8 protein-coding genes are annotated in these 14,737 nt (G+C 63.2%); all 8 read left to right on the plus strand.

Annotation, left to right across the window (positions count from 1 at the left end; all coding sequences use genetic code 11):
• Nucleotides 1-24: 24 nt before the first annotated feature.
• The gene (locus tag HU719_RS08225) at nt 25-5,187 is read left to right on the plus strand and encodes a RecQ family ATP-dependent DNA helicase (protein ID WP_186534669.1); all 5,163 of its coding nucleotides are present in this window, start codon (nt 25-27) and stop codon (nt 5,185-5,187) included.
• Nucleotides 5,188-5,541: 354 nt separating this feature from the next.
• A complete protein-coding gene (locus tag HU719_RS08230; protein WP_186534670.1) occupies nt 5,542-6,066 on the plus strand; it encodes a sigma-70 family RNA polymerase sigma factor in 525 nt (174 codons plus the stop codon).
• Nucleotides 6,067-6,068: 2 nt separating this feature from the next.
• Nucleotides 6,069-7,007, plus strand: coding sequence for a FecR domain-containing protein (locus HU719_RS08235; protein ID WP_186534671.1), 939 nt, complete (start codon nt 6,069-6,071; stop codon nt 7,005-7,007).
• Between the two features lie 80 nt (nt 7,008-7,087).
• A complete protein-coding gene (locus HU719_RS08240; protein ID WP_186516372.1) occupies nt 7,088-9,487 on the plus strand; it encodes a TonB-dependent siderophore receptor in 2,400 nt (799 codons plus the stop codon).
• Between the two features lie 143 nt (nt 9,488-9,630).
• Complete coding sequence (locus tag HU719_RS08245; RefSeq protein ID WP_186534672.1) at nt 9,631-10,659, plus strand: LacI family DNA-binding transcriptional regulator; 1,029 nt, start codon at nt 9,631-9,633, stop codon at nt 10,657-10,659.
• A 238-nt stretch (nt 10,660-10,897) separates the two neighbouring features.
• On the plus strand, nt 10,898-11,620 hold the full coding sequence (locus HU719_RS08250; protein WP_186534673.1) for a gluconate 2-dehydrogenase subunit 3 family protein: 723 nt from the start codon (nt 10,898-10,900) through the stop codon (nt 11,618-11,620).
• A 17-nt stretch (nt 11,621-11,637) separates the two neighbouring features.
• Nucleotides 11,638-13,404, plus strand: a complete 1,767-nt coding sequence (locus HU719_RS08255; RefSeq protein WP_186516378.1) for a GMC family oxidoreductase — start codon at nt 11,638-11,640, stop codon at nt 13,402-13,404.
• An 8-nt stretch (nt 13,405-13,412) separates the two neighbouring features.
• The gene (locus HU719_RS08260) at nt 13,413-14,732 is read left to right on the plus strand and encodes a cytochrome c (protein WP_186516380.1); all 1,320 of its coding nucleotides are present in this window, start codon (nt 13,413-13,415) and stop codon (nt 14,730-14,732) included.
• Nucleotides 14,733-14,737: the final 5 nt, after the last annotated feature.

Consider the following 14,737-nt stretch of genomic DNA (forward strand, 5'->3'; position numbering starts at 1 on the left):
CTGCAAGCAAGGATTGCGTAAGGCATGTTCCCATCTCGTCAGGATAAAAGTCTGGTCGTCGACCTCGAAGTCATCCCCGCCAAGCCGGGCAAACCCGAGGAAATCTTCAAGGTTGGGGCGCTGCGCCAGGACCTGGACGCAACGCTCGAATGCGATGTAAACAAAGACCTGGCCCAGGTGCTCGCCCAAGTCGACGACCTGGCCGAAGGCGCGGACTACCTGCTGGGGCATAACCTGATTGCCCATGACTTGCGCATTCTGCGTGAGCAGGCGTCGAACATGCTGCTGCATGAACTGCCCACCCTCGATACCTTGCGCCTCTCGCCGCTGGCTTTTCCGCGCAACCCTTATCACCGCTTGGTGAAAGACTACAAACTGGTGCGCGACACGCTCAATTCGCCACTGGCAGACTGCCGACTGACGCTGACACTGTTCAATGACCAGCGCCAGGCCTTTGCCCAATTGCAGCAGTTGGAGCCCGCTGAGCTGCTGTGCTACCAGGCACTGTTGGCGCCCACCACAGCCCAGGACGCCGGCCAGCTGTTTGCGGCGTTGACGGGCCGAGAATCGGTGCCTGTTGCAGAAATCGGCCCGCTGATCGAACAGCAGATGGCCGAGCGCGACGCCCACGCCGACCGCGATCTCAAAGTCTGCCGCACCCGCCTGAACACGTTGCTCAACGATGACCTGCACGACCCGCAGGCGCACCTGCCGCTGGCCTACGTGCTGGCCTGGCTGCGGGTTTCTGGCGGCAATTCGGTGCTGGCCCCTTGGGTGCGTTATCAGTTCCCCAAGGTCGGCGCGCTGATTCGCGAGCTGCGTGATGTGCCCTGCGGCGATGAAACGTGCCAGTACTGCCTGACCACCCATGACCCACGCCACGAACTGCAGCGCTATTTCAACTACCCGGATTTCCGTGTCGAGCCCTCTGGCGCAACGCTGCAGCATGACATCACCCTGGCGGGCATGCGCGGGGAGCATGTGCTGGCGGTGCTGGCCACCGGAGGTGGCAAGTCGATCACCTACCAGGTGCCGGCGCTCAACCGTTACCACCGCAACGCCAGCCTGACCGTGGTCATTTCGCCGTTGCAGTCGCTGATGAAAGACCAGGTCGATGGCTTGCTGGAAAAAGGTATCCATTGCGCTGCGGCGTTCAACGGCCTGCTTAACATGCCCGAGCGCGCCGATGTGCTGGAGAAAATCCGCCTGGGCGATATCGGTATCCTGCTGGTGTCGCCGGAGCAGTTTCGCAACCGCGCGTTTTGCGCCGCCATCGAGCAACGCGAGGTCGGCGGCTGGGTGTTCGACGAGGCCCACTGTCTGTCCAAATGGGGCAACGATTTCCGCCCGGACTACCACTACGTTTCGCGCTACATCGCGAGGTACCATGCAGGGCGCAAGCCGGCGCCGATTGGCTGCTTCACCGCCACGGCCAAGCCTGAGGTGCTGGCCGATATCCGCACGCACTTCAAAGATGAGCTGCGGGTCAGCTTCAAGGAATATATCGGTAGCCACGAACGCGCCAACCTGACCCTTGAAGTCATGCCCTGCACGCGCGCCGAAAAATGGCCACGGGTGCATCGCCTGCTGCATGAGTACCTGACCGAGCTGCCGGGCGCGGCCGTGGTATTCGTTGCAAGCCGCAAGGCGGCTGAGCAATTGGCCGAGTTTCTGCGCCAGCAGGAGCTTGATGCCAGGCACTTTCATGCTGGCATGGACGCAGCCGAGAAACTTGCCGTGCAGTCGGACTACAAACACGGCCGGATCCCGATCATGGTTGCCACCAATGCCTTTGGCATGGGTGTGGACAAGAAGGATATCCGCCTGGTGGTGCACGCTGACATACCGGGGTCTCTGGAAAACTATTTGCAGGAAGCTGGCCGGGCAGGGCGCGACCAGCAGCCCGCGCATGCAGTATTGCTCTACGACCCGCAGGATATCGAGACCCAGTTTGGCCTGTGCGAAAGGGCTTGCCTGAGCCAGCGCGACATTCAGCAGATCCTGAAGAAGGTCATCGCCGAGTCCAGGCGCCGGGGCAAGGCCAAACTGGTGATTACCGCCGGCGAGGTGCTTATGGATGACAGCATCCAGACCTCGTTCGAGGCTGACGCCCTGGACGCCGAAACCAAGGTGATTACCGCCGTGGCCTGGCTGGACCGTGGGGGGTACCTGGCCCGTGAAGAAAACCACACGCAGATTTTCGCCTCGCGCCTGACAAAGGCGCGTGAAGATGCCGAGCGCGAGCTGCGCGAGTCCAATCTGCCTGATCGGCGCAAGGCCGAGTACCTGGCCATTCTGCGCTACCTGTACAGCGCCAATGGCGCTGAACGGATCAACACTGACAACCTGGTGACGCTGACCGCCCTTGAGCCCCAGGAAGTCGCCCATGTGCTTAAGGACCTTGAAGCCCGCAAGCTGCTGGTCAGCGATACGCAGTTCACGGTGGTGCTGAGCAATGGCCGCACCGAAAACGCGCGCCAGCAACTCAAAGCGCTGCTGGCACTGGAAAAAGCCCTGTTGGAAACCCTGGCCGAACAGGCGCCCGATGCCACTGATGGCACCTGGCAGGATATCAACCTCGCGGTGCTCACCTCAGCGCTGAAAGTGCGCCTTGAGCGTAATGACATTTTGCCCCTGGGCGTGCTGCGGCTGCTGCGTGGGCTCTCCCCGGACCGCGATGGTCATGGCGGCCAGCGGCGCGTCAACAGCTTCGAGCTGCGCCAGCTCAGCCATGATTACATCCGCCTGCGCATCCATGAACCGCGTGGCTGGAGCCGGCTGGAGCACGTGCGCGCAACCCGCGCGGTAGTTGCCAGCAAAGTGCTGGAACATCTGCTGGCCAAGTTGCCCAGCCAGCGCAAGAACCAGACAACCGAGGGTACTTTCGGTGAACTGGTTGAACTGATCGAACAGGACTTGGAACTCAATGACCGGGTGCCAAGCAACCGGGGCACTTACATAGAGCGGGTGCTGTTGTTTTTGCATCGCCAGGAGGTGTTCAGCCTCAATCACGGCATGACTGTGATGCGTCGGGCCATGACCTTGAAGGTCGATACCCAGCGCACGCGTTTTCTCAACGAGGATTACCAGCGCCTGGACGAGCACTACCGCGAAAAGCGCTTCCAGGTGCATGTGATGCGTGAGTACGCAGAGCTTGCCCAAGGCAACCCTCAGGCCGCCCGGCAACTGGTGGCCGACTACTTCAATGGTGACAAGTCGAGCTTCCTCAAGCAGTACTTCGCCGGCCGCGAGGGCGTGCTCAAGTACGCGACCAGCGAGGCGTCCTGGCGGATGATCGTGCAGGCGTTGAGCGACACCCAGCGCGCCATCGTCACCGATGACCTGGACAGCAATCGGTTGGTGCTCGCAGGCCCAGGCTCCGGCAAGACGCGGGTCATCGTGCATCGCATCGCCTATCTGCTGCGGGTGCGGCGGGTACCGGCCGGCGCCATCGTCGCGTTGACCTTCAACCGTCACGCCGCCCATCAGATCCGCAAGCGCCTGCTGGCGCTGGTTGGCGCCGATGCCTATGGGGTCAGTGTGATGACCTACCACAGCCTGGCCATGCGCCTGACTGGCACGCGCCTGCAACGCGGCGACGAGGTGGACGAGCACACCTTGGGCAACCTCATGAAGGAGGCGGTGGAGCTGCTTGAGGGCTCGCTTGCCGCCCACGCCGATGAAGACGATGACGAAGCGCTGACCCAGGACGACCTGGACGATGCCCGCGCCGACCAGCGCGCCGCATTGCTGCGGGGTTACCGCTACATTCTGGTCGATGAATACCAGGACATCGATGAGGTGCAGTACCGCCTGGTCAGCGCCCTGGCGCATCGCGGCTCGTCCGATGAGGGCAAGCCTTGCATCATCGCCGTGGGCGACGACGACCAGAACATCTACGCCTGGCGCGCCACCAACAACCGTTATATCGAGGAATTTCGCAGCACTTTCGTTGCCAAGGACGCGTTTCTGGTCGAGAACTACCGCTCCAGCGCCTGCATCATCGCAGCGGCCAATCACCTGATTGGCTGCAATGCCCAGCGCATGAAGATCGACACCCCCGTCGCTATCGATACCCGCCGCGCCGCTGACCCTGCAGGTGGCGAATGGCACGCCCTGGACCCACAGCGCCGTGGCCAGGTGTTGCGCCTGCTGATCGACCCGGCCGACCGCGAAAGCGGCAACCGCCAGGCCCAGGCAGCGATGCACGAGTTGCAGCGCCTGCTGGCGCTGGAGGAGGGGGCATGGGACGGTTGCGCGGTACTGGCCCGCACCCATCACTATCTGTTGACCGTGCAGGCCTGGTGCGAGCAGCACGGCGTGCCTTACCACCTGGCGGCGGACAAGGACAGCAGCCTGCCGCTGACCCGCCAGCGCAGTTTTGTCGAAGTGGTCGGGCTGCTGGAGCGAGAGCGCGATGCGCTGACTGCCGAACAGGCGCTGTACAAGGCGCAGCCAGCGCTTGATGAGTTTTCGGCTGCGTTCTTCGAAACTGCGTTCGACGAACTTAAAGTGGAGCTGGGTGACTGCCAGTTGCAGTGCAAGGCGATTATCGAGTGGTTGTATGACTATGCCCGCGAGGTGCGCGAGCAGCCGGGCAGCGGGCTGTACCTGGGTACCGTGCATTCGGCCAAGGGTTTGGAGTTCCGCCATGTGGTGCTGCTGGACGGCGGCTGGAACACCAAGCAAGAGGGCCTGGATGATGAGCGGCGTTTGTACTACGTCGGCATGACCCGCGCCGAACAGACCTTGACCTTGTGCGAATTCAGCGCCGAAAACCCATTCAGCGGCTGCCTGCCGGCCCAGGTGCCGCGCCAGCTGTTCCACGGCGAGCCGGTGCCGAGCCTGGGCAAGCTCTATCAGCAGCTTGGCTTGAAGGACATCGATATTGGGTACGCGGGCCGGCATGCCGAGGGGCATGCTATCCATTCGGCACTGCGTCGGTTGCGCCGGGGCGAGGAACTGACCTTGCAGGCCGATGGTGGGCGGTTTTTGCTTATGGATGCTTATGGCACCGTGGTTGGAAGGACCGCCAGTTCGTTCAAGCCGGGTTTTGCCATTGAGCGCTGCGAGGTGGCAGAGGTGCTGGTTCGGTATGCGCACGAGACAGAAGAGCCGTACCGCAAGAGTTGCCGCTGTGAGCAATGGGCGGTGGTGGTGCCGCGGATTAGCGGCGTGCCGGGTTAATTACTCAACACGCTCTCGTGTAGGAGCGGCCTTGTGTCGCGAAAGGGGTGCGCAGCGCCCCTGGATTTGTGCTTCAAGCTGATATTGCCGGGGCCGCTTTGCGGCCCTTTCGCGACGCAAGGCCGCTCCTACACTAGGTTGCGCCCGGTCCGAATCGAATGGGCTTGTGCTTTCGCGCAGAGAACCGGGCAGCGTGGGAGCGGGCTTGCCCCGCGATCACCGGCGTCGCCGGTGCCATACAGCGAAGGTCAACTAGCTCCAGCACCGCAAAACCTGCGATTCACCAGCCTTCAGTTGCGATAAACCCAATCTCCCGGCATCATTTGCTAATAGTTCCCATTAGCAAATCACCGCATGCCCTCCATCCCCCTCGACGACCAGCGTCTGGCCCTGCGCAACTGTGTGTTGCATCAGATGTTCGGCGACCACCATGACTGGCTCCTGCAGCGCCTGCGAGCGCGGCTGGGCTGCTGCCATGATGCGGCCGACATGGCGTCGGAGACCTTTGCCCAAGTGGTCCAGTTGCCCGACCCGCAAGCTATCCAAGAGCCGCGAGCGCTACTGACGACCATCGCCAAGCGGCTGGTATTCGCCACTTGGCGACGCCGCGATCTGGAGCGTGCCTACCTCGAAGCGCTGGCCCAGCAGATACCGGGGTACGAGCCGTCGGCACAGGAGCAGGTGCAGGCCATCGAAACCCTCGCCAGCCTTGACCGCATCCTGGACGGGCTGTCGCCACTGGGGCGCAGCGCCTTTTTGTACAGCCAGCTGGAAAACCTCACCTACGCCGAAATCGGTGCACGCCTGGGCATCTCCGCACCGCGGGTGCATCAGTACGTGGCCAAGGCACTGGCCTTGTGCTACCTGGCGCTGGAGTGAGCATGGCGCACAACCGACTGCCACCGGCAGTGGCCGAAGCTATCGAATGGCTGGCGCTGCACCGCTCAGGCTGCATGACCGATGCAGATCGCAAGCGTTTTGAGCATTGGTTGCGCTTAAGCGCCGATCACCCAATTGCCTGGCAACGCCTTGAACAACGTGTTGGCCAGGCCTTCGCCGATGTGCCACCGCTTGCTCATCACGTGCTCAGCAGCCCGGCGATTAGCCGGCGCGGGCTTTTGCGCGGGGCTCTGGCGGTGGCAGGTATCGGCGTTGGCGGCTGGTGGTTGCAGCGCACCGGCTTGCTACCTTTTGCCCAGGGCGACCTGCACACCGGGCTTGCCGAGCGCCACGCATTCACCTTGGACGACGGCAGCCGTGTGGTGCTCAACGCCAAAAGCCGGGTGGACCTGGCGTTTGCTGGTAACACCCGCACGCTGATCCTGCGCGAGGGCGGGTTGAGCATCCAGGTTGCTGCCGACCCGCAGCGGCCGCTGATCGTAGTCACCCCCTTTGGTGAGGCTCAGGCCCTGGGCACGCGCTTTACCGTCACGCTGCGTGAAGGCGCAGCCGATGTCTGGGTGCAGGAATCGCGCGTTCAGGTAAAAGCACCCAATGGCGCCACTGTGCAGTTGCGCAGCGGGGAGGGCGCCGTACTGACGAGCAACGCCGTTCATGCCCTGGACCCCAATCGCGCCGCAGAAGGCCGTTGGGAAGACGGCTACCTGGAAATCCATGACCAGCCGCTGGGCGTGGTGATCGATGCCTTGCGTGCGTATCGGCGGGGTTTGCTGCGCATCAGCCCTGAGGCTGCTGCATTGCGGGTTTCCGGGGTTTTTCTGCTGGACGACAGCGCACACGTGTTACGCACGCTGCAAGAAACCTTGCCGGTGCGTGTCGAGCAGCCGCTGCCGTTGTGGACCCAGGTGAGCCTGCGCTGATTTTATTTCCGTTGCCCCCTTAATAACGCAGCCCCTCGCGCCACATAGCGGGTATCGACTACCTATCGGGACCGCCGCCCATGTACCGGACACACCGTTTCAGCCTGACCCCGCTGGCCTTGGCCTTGGCCCTGAGCGCATTGCCCGTATGTGCCGCGCTGGCCAGCGAAGCCGATGCGCAGCAGCAACAGTTGGCTTTCGACCTGCCAGCCGGCCCATTGGATGCCACCCTGACCGCCATCGCCCGGTACAGCGGGCGCAGCATTTCCTATGACGCTGCGCTGACCCGAGGGCTCGACGCGCCTGCATTGCGTGGCCAGTTCAGCCCCGAGCAGGCCCTGCATCACGCGTTGCAAGGCACCGCGTTGCAGCTCAATGTGACTGCCAGCGGCGCCTTGAGCATCGAGCCGCGCGCAACCGACGCGCTGCACCTTGCTGACATCAACGTGTCGGCCCAGGCGTTCGAGCAGGATGCCTGGGGGCCGGCCTACAGCAAGGTGGCCCGGCGCAGCGCAACCATGAGCAAAACCGACACCCCGCTGGTGGAAATCCCCCAGTCGATTTCGGTCATCACCCGCGAAGAAATGCTTTCGCGCCAGCACGACAGCCTGGCCGACGTGCTCGGCTACACCGCAGGTGTCGTCACCCAGCCCAACGGCTACAGCCGAGTGGCCGACGACTACCGGCTGCGCGGTTTCGACATCGGCCCGCGGACCGGCAGCGTGCTGCGCGACGGCATGAAAATGCAGAGCACGCAGTTTGAAGGCGGCCAGGAGCCGTACGGCCTGGAACGCGTCGAAGTGCTCAAGGGCGCGTCATCGGTGTTGTATGGGCAACTGGCACCGGGCGGCTTGATCAACACCATCAGCAAGCGCCCGACCCTGGCGCCGCTGCATGAGCTCAACCTGGAATACGGCAACCATCAGCGCCGGCAGATCTCCACCGACCACAGTGGTGCACTGGATGAGGAGGGCCGTTTCAGCTACCGCCTGACGGCCCTGGTGCGTGACAGCGGCACCCAGTTCGATGCGATCGATGACGATAAACAGTACATCGCGCCCGCCCTGACCTGGCAGATGGACGACGACACGCGCCTCACGCTCTTGGCCAGCCACCAGCGCACGCAAACCACGCTCACCCCGCCAATCCGCTACAACCTGACCACGTTCAGCGATACCCCCGGCTACAAGGTGCCGTACGACCTGTTCCCCGGCGAGCCGGATTACGACGACTACGACGGCACCCTGCAGACCTTCGGCTACTTGTTCGAGCGCCGCCTGAGCGACAACCTGCAACTGCGCCATGCCGCCCGTTATTTCGAATCGCGCAGCGACTACGACTACATCACCCTGAACAACAGCCGCGTCACCGGGGCGAACCTGAACAACCTGACCCGCAGCTACAACTCCCGCGAGGACATTTCCACCGGCTGGACCAGCGACAGCAACCTGACGCTGGACCTCGCCCATGGCAATTGGCAACACACCTTGCTGGGCGGCATCGACTACTACCGCAAGACCTACGACAGCCACCGCCACAGCGGCAGCGCGCCGACCCTGGACCTGGCCAACCCGGTCTACGGCAACCTGCCCACCGTCAATACCGCCGTCGATAGCGGGTCAGACCTGCACAGCACGCAGATGGGCATCTATCTGCAAGAGCAGGCCAAGTTCGATGAGCGCTGGGTAGTGATGCTGGGCGTACGCCAGGATTGGGCTGAAAACAACACCCGCAGTTACCGCGACGGCTCGCGCAGCACCGTCAGTGACAGCAAGACCACCGGCCGGGTCGGCCTTGTGTACCTCACTGACAACGGTTGGGCGCCCTACATCAGCTACAGTCAGTCGTTCCTGCCGTCCGCCGGAACCGACAGCAGTGGCGCCACCTTCGAGCCTACCGAAGGCGAGCAATATGAAATAGGCGTGCGCTACCAGCCCGCCGACCGCGAGCTGTTGATCAGTGCTGCGGTGTACCAGCTGACCCAGCGCAATGTACTGACCTCCATTCCAGGCTCGGACTTCGACGAGCAGACCGGCAAGGAGCGCAGCACCGGGTTCGAGCTGGAAACCAAGGCGCAACTGAGCGAAAACCTTGGGTTGAACGCTACTTACGCCTACACCGATGCGCATGTCATTTCCGACAACGACAAGACGCTGGAAGGCTCGCGCATCGAAGGCACCCCCTACCACAGCGCCGCGCTGTGGCTGGACTACCGCCTGGCTTTGCTGGGCTTGCCCAACCTGAGTGTCGGCGCCGGCGCTCGTTACAACGGCACTACGCACACCGTGCCGAGCATCAGCGACCGCAAGATCCCGGCCTACACCTTGTTCGATGCACGCATTACCTACCGGGTGGACGAGAACTGGCAGGTGAGCGCACGGGCGCAGAATCTGGGTAATGAGCGGTATCTGTATTGCGCTAATTCTTGCCGGTATGGCGATGAGCGCAGTTTGGTGGGGGCGGTTAGTTATAACTGGTGAACGCGAAATGATGCCTGGTGAAGGCTGTGCCCATGTTCGCATCGCCAGTCCTCCTGACCTGAGGCTGCCAGCCGGGCCCGCGGAGTAGGCGAAAATCTGCGGCCGTGGCAGACTCCGCGCTTTTGGTTACTGGATGTTTCGCCGTGGACAAGACTGACCGCCGTCAAGGCATGGCCGATGTCGCCCAGCAGGCGGGTGTGAGCCTGAGTACCGTGGACCGTGTACTGAACGAGCGCGGCAGCGTTTCCGACAGCAAGCGGCGCAAGGTGCTACAGGCCGCCCAAGCGCTGGGTTTGAAACGGCTGTTGCCTTCTGCAGTGCATGGGCTGCTGCGGTTCGACCTGCTGTTGGTAGACAGCGCGACCGATCATTTTCGGCGTCTGGCGGTGGCCTTCGCCAAACAGGCGCAGATGCACCGCTCGCGGCTGGTGCTGCAGCGCAGCACTTGGCAGGAGCGCGCTGCTCAGCAACTGCCAGAGCTCATAAGCCAGCCTCGGGTGCCCCGTCAGGGCCTTATCGTGGTAGCTCAGGATACCCCGCAGGTACGCGAAGCCTTGCAGGCCCAGATGGCTGCCGGTGTGCCTGTGGTGTTGCTGACCAGCAGCCTGCCGGGGATGCCGGGTGCGACCTATGTTGGCATCGATAACCACGCAGCTGGCCGCGCGGCAGGGCGGCTGATGAGTCAGTGGATCGGGCCGGGTCAGGGGGCGGTACTGCTGGTAACCAATTCGTTGCTTTACCACGCGCATCAGCTGCGGGTGAAGGGGTTCCTGGAGGTGATGGCCGAACGCGCTCCGCAGGTGCCGGTGATCGGGCCGATTGAGTGCTTTGACGACGACGACCTCAACGCCTCGAAAATCAGTGATTTTCTCAGCCGCCCTCACGGTGTGTGCGGGCTTTATACCACCGGGAGCGGTTCGACCGGCGTGCATCGAGCCCTGCTCGGCGGCTCCCGGCAGCCGGTCTGGATCAGTCATGAAGCCACTGCGCAGCATGCCGGCATGCTCCGCGAAGGGGTGCTGTCGCTGGTGCTCGATCAAGACCCCGAAGGCCAGGCTGAAGCGGCTATCCAGCACCTGCTGTACGCCAACGGTGACCTCGATGCGCCACCCCAGGTGAAGCCGCAGTTGCGCATCGTGATCGATGAAACGCTTGAAGGTTCAGCCTTCTGAAGGTGTTTTGACGTAAACACGTCAAAGCCTTGATGGCGCGGCGGATTGTCGCGCCATAGACTGGCGCCGCCGTAACCGGCAGGTTGCCAGCAACGCCCCAGAACGCGCTGCGTTTATCGTTTGTCCGCCCAATATTCTTGACCCGTCGAGCTCGACCTGGCTCGGCGTGTGCTTTTGCGCGCCCGAACATCCGCCACCTGCCGCACGGCTCCCCGTGATTGTCCATAAGGAGAACTCCATGAAACGTAGGGACGCCTTGCGTTCAATGGGTGCGCTGTTTGCCGCCGCCGGCCTGGCAAAGGTCGGCGCGGTCGAACTGAAGTCGGTGCCGCCGCAAACCGGCCTGAACCGCGAAATGCTGCCGTCACCGGTGATGAGCGGCGGCCAGGGCAATGTGTTCAAGGGCCAGGCCCGCGCCACCCTGACTGCCGTATTCGATCGCCTGATTCCACACGATGAGTTGGGTGCGTCAGCCAGCGAAGCCGGCTGCGTCGACTACCTTGATGCCCAGATGAACGGCCCTTACGGCGAGTCCAAGGACCTCTACCTGGACCGCCCGCTGCGCGCCGACGAGTCCGCACTGATGGGCCTGACCATCAGCCTGCGCACCCGTCGCGACTACACCCTGGCTGGCCTTCTGTTCATCGACAACCACGCGCAAAAGCTGCATGGCCGTGCCTTCGCCGAGCTAGACGGCGAGCAGATGGACGCGATCCTGCGGCAGCTGGATGAAGGCCGCCTTGACTGGGAGGGCGCCGGCAGCGGCAGCCGCCTGTTTGAATTCCTGCTGCTCAGCGTGCGCGAAGGGTACTTCGCCGACCCGCTGTACGGTGGCAACCGCGGCATGGTCGGCTGGAAGCTGGTGGGCTTCCCCGGCGCCCGCTACGACTACCGCCAGTACATCGACCGTCGCGGACAGGACCTGGGCCTTGAGCCCATCAGTCTCATCCCGGTTAGCTGAGCCCAGAGGACAACAACATGGCAATTCAACGCAAGAAAGCTGACGTGGTAATCGTCGGCCTGGGCTGGGCCGGCTCGCTGATGGCCGAGGAACTGACCCGTGCGGGGCTGGAAGTAGTCGCCATCGACCGCGGCCCCTGGCTCGACACTGCAACCGACACGCCGCCAGCCGTCGATCCTGATGAACTGCGCTGGTCGATTCGCCGGGAGCTGCTGCTGCAACCGGGCGAGTACACCCTGACGTTTCGCAACAACTCCGGCCAGACCGCCGTACCCACTCGGGAGCTGAAAGCCTTCCAGATGGGCAAGTCGGTCGGTGGCGCAGGCTTCCACTGGGCCGGTATGGCCTGGCGTTTCTCCGAGTGGGACTTTCGTGTGCGCTCGGCCACGCTTGAGCGCTACGGCGCTGCCAAACTCAAGGGCCTGGACCAGGTGCAGGACTGGGGCATCACCTACGCCGACCTCGAACCGTTCTATGATCGCTTCGAGCGCATTGCCGGTATTTCCGGCGTCGCCGGTAACATCAATGGCGAAATCCGCCCGGGCGGCAACCCGTTCGAAGGGCCGCGCAGCCGTGAGTTCCCGACCCCACCGCTGAAAGATTCGCGGCTGATGCAGATGTACCGCGACAGCACCGCGCAGATGGGCATGCACCCGTTCTACATCCCGGTCGCCCACGTGGGGTCGGCCTATGTGAACCCGCTGGGCGTCAGCATGGCGCCGTGCACCTACTGCGGCTACTGCATGTTCCACGGCTGCGGCAACTACTCAAAGTCTTCTCCCCAGGCCTGTGTGATTCCTGCGCTGATGCGGCGCAAGAACTTTACCCTGATCACCCAAGGCTACGTGACCAAGATCCACAAGGCCGAAGACGGCAAGACCGCCACCGGCGTCAGCTATTTCGACGAGCAGGGGCGCGAAGTGGTGCAACCTGCCGACATCGTTGCGCTGTGCTCCTTCACCTACGACAACGCCCGCCTCATGATGCTTAGCGATATTGGCAAGCAATATGACCCGGTCACCCAGACTGGCACCATCGGCCGCGCCTACAACTACCAGACGTGCGCAGGTGCACATGTGTGGTTCGAGGACGAAACGCTAAACCCGTTCATCGGTGCTGGCGGCCTGGGCATTCAGGTCGACGATTACAACGGCGACAACTTCGACCACAGCAACCTGGATTTCATCGGTGGCGCGGGTTTGTTGACCGTGTCCCGTGAAGGCATGCCGATCGGCCGCTCCGGGCTGCTGCCACCGGGCAGCCCGCGTTGGGGCAAGGGCTTCAAGCAGACCTACAAGGATAATTACCAGAACTACGGGATCATCTTCGGCCAAGGCACCTCGATGCCGGACCGCGATGCCTACCTGTCCCTGGACCCCAACTACAAAGACCGCTGGGGCACGCCGCTGCTGCGCATGACCTTTGACTGGAACCAGAACGACCGCAACATGGCCCGTTTCATCGAGCAGCGCGCAGTGGATATCGGCAAGAAGATGGGCGCAAAACATGTGCACACCTTCAACTCGGCGGCCAAGTCGTGGAGCCCGTACGACGAGAACTCCAACCACACCCAAGGCGGCATGGTCATGGGCGAAGACCCCCGTACCAGCGCGGTCAACACCTACCTGCAGAGCTGGGACGCGCATAACGTATTCGTGGTTGGCGCTTCGGCGTTTCCGACCAACGCCGGCTACAACCCGACCAGTACGGTCGGTGCGCTGGCGATTCGTACCGCCCGCGCGATCCACGAGAAGTACCAGCACAACCCCGGCTCCCTGGTCTGAGGCCCGCCATGATCAAGAAAAAAACTGCCCTGATTGGCGGCGGGCTGGCGGTCCTGGCCGGCGCCGTCATGCTTGGCCTGGTGATTCAGGCGAACTCCACCGCACGTTCGGCCGTGGCTGACGACGTCGTGCGCCTGGCCGATTTCAAGGCCACCGACGCTGCGTTGATCAAACAAGGCGAGTACGTGATGCGCGGCGCTGACTGCGCAGCCTGTCACACCGCCAAGAGCGGCGATTTTGCAGGCGGCTATGTGATCGGCACGCCGTTCGGTGACATTCAGTCGTCGAACATCACCCCTGACCGCGAAGCCGGGATCGGCAACTACACCGAGCGCGACTTCTTCAATGCCGTGCGTCAGGGCCAGGGCCGTCACGGGCTGCTGTTCCCGGCCATGCCCTACACCGACTATGTGCGCATGAGCGATGACGACCTGCGCGCACTCTGGGCGTTCTTCAGCACCCTCGAGCCGAAGAACCACAAGGTCGATGAACTGGCTGGCATGAATTTCCCGTTCAACCAGCGCTTGCTCATGGCCGGCTGGAACTGGATGTTCTTCGACAACAAACCGTTCGCCCCGGACCCTGCGCAAAGCCCTGAGTGGAACCGTGGCCGTTACCTGGTGGATGGCGCCGGGCACTGCGCAGCCTGCCACAGCCCGCGCAACGCGCTGGGCGGGCCGATTGCCGCCAGCGCGCTGCAGGGTGGCCTGGTCGGCACCTGGTTTGCGCCGAACATCACCAACGACCCGCATCAGGGCCTGGGCGATAGCAGCGTCGAGCAGGTCGTCGACTACCTCAAGACCGGCAGTGATGGCGTGGCGGTGGCCAGCGGGCCAATGGCCGAGGCGATCGAGAACTCCACCCAGCACCTGACCGACGCCGACCTGCGAGCCATTGCCGTGTACCTCAAGTCGCTACCCGGCAAGCCACAACCGGTGCCGGCTGCTCTGGCCAGCACTGATGCGCGCATGCAGCGTGGCGGGCAGGGCTACGAGGTGCATTGCTCGGCGTGCCATGGCACCCAGGGTGAGGGTGTGAGCCACATGATCACCGGCTTTGCGGGGAACAAGGCCGTGCTTGCAGCCAACACCGATACCTTGACCAGCGTGGTGCTGGGCGGCGCCAAGGCGGTGCATACCCACACCTACGTGACCGGGGCGGGCATGCCAGCGTTCGACTGGAAACTCAGCGACAGCGACATCGCCGACATCCTCACCTTCACCCGTAACAGCTGGGGCAACAGCGCCACGGCCGTCACGGAGCAGGAGGTGGCGAAGATGCGCAAGCAGCTCGGCTTGCCGGCGCAGATGCGCGCCAGCGTTCAGTAAGTCCC

This window comes from Pseudomonas farsensis (genome assembly GCF_014268805.2).
GTDB classification, from domain to species: domain Bacteria; phylum Pseudomonadota; class Gammaproteobacteria; order Pseudomonadales; family Pseudomonadaceae; genus Aquipseudomonas; species Aquipseudomonas farsensis.

Coding starts and splice junctions, on each gene's coding strand:
- HU719_RS08225 (WP_186534669.1), top strand. CDS start 25: ATGTTCCCATCTCGTCAGGATAAAAGTCTGGTCGTCGACCTCGAAGTC.
- HU719_RS08230 (WP_186534670.1), top strand. CDS start 5,542: ATGCCCTCCATCCCCCTCGACGACCAGCGTCTGGCCCTGCGCAACTGT.
- HU719_RS08235 (WP_186534671.1), top strand. CDS start 6,069: ATGGCGCACAACCGACTGCCACCGGCAGTGGCCGAAGCTATCGAATGG.
- HU719_RS08240 (WP_186516372.1), top strand. CDS start 7,088: ATGTACCGGACACACCGTTTCAGCCTGACCCCGCTGGCCTTGGCCTTG.
- HU719_RS08250 (WP_186534673.1), top strand. CDS start 10,898: ATGAAACGTAGGGACGCCTTGCGTTCAATGGGTGCGCTGTTTGCCGCC.
- HU719_RS08255 (WP_186516378.1), top strand. CDS start 11,638: ATGGCAATTCAACGCAAGAAAGCTGACGTGGTAATCGTCGGCCTGGGC.
- HU719_RS08260 (WP_186516380.1), top strand. CDS start 13,413: ATGATCAAGAAAAAAACTGCCCTGATTGGCGGCGGGCTGGCGGTCCTG.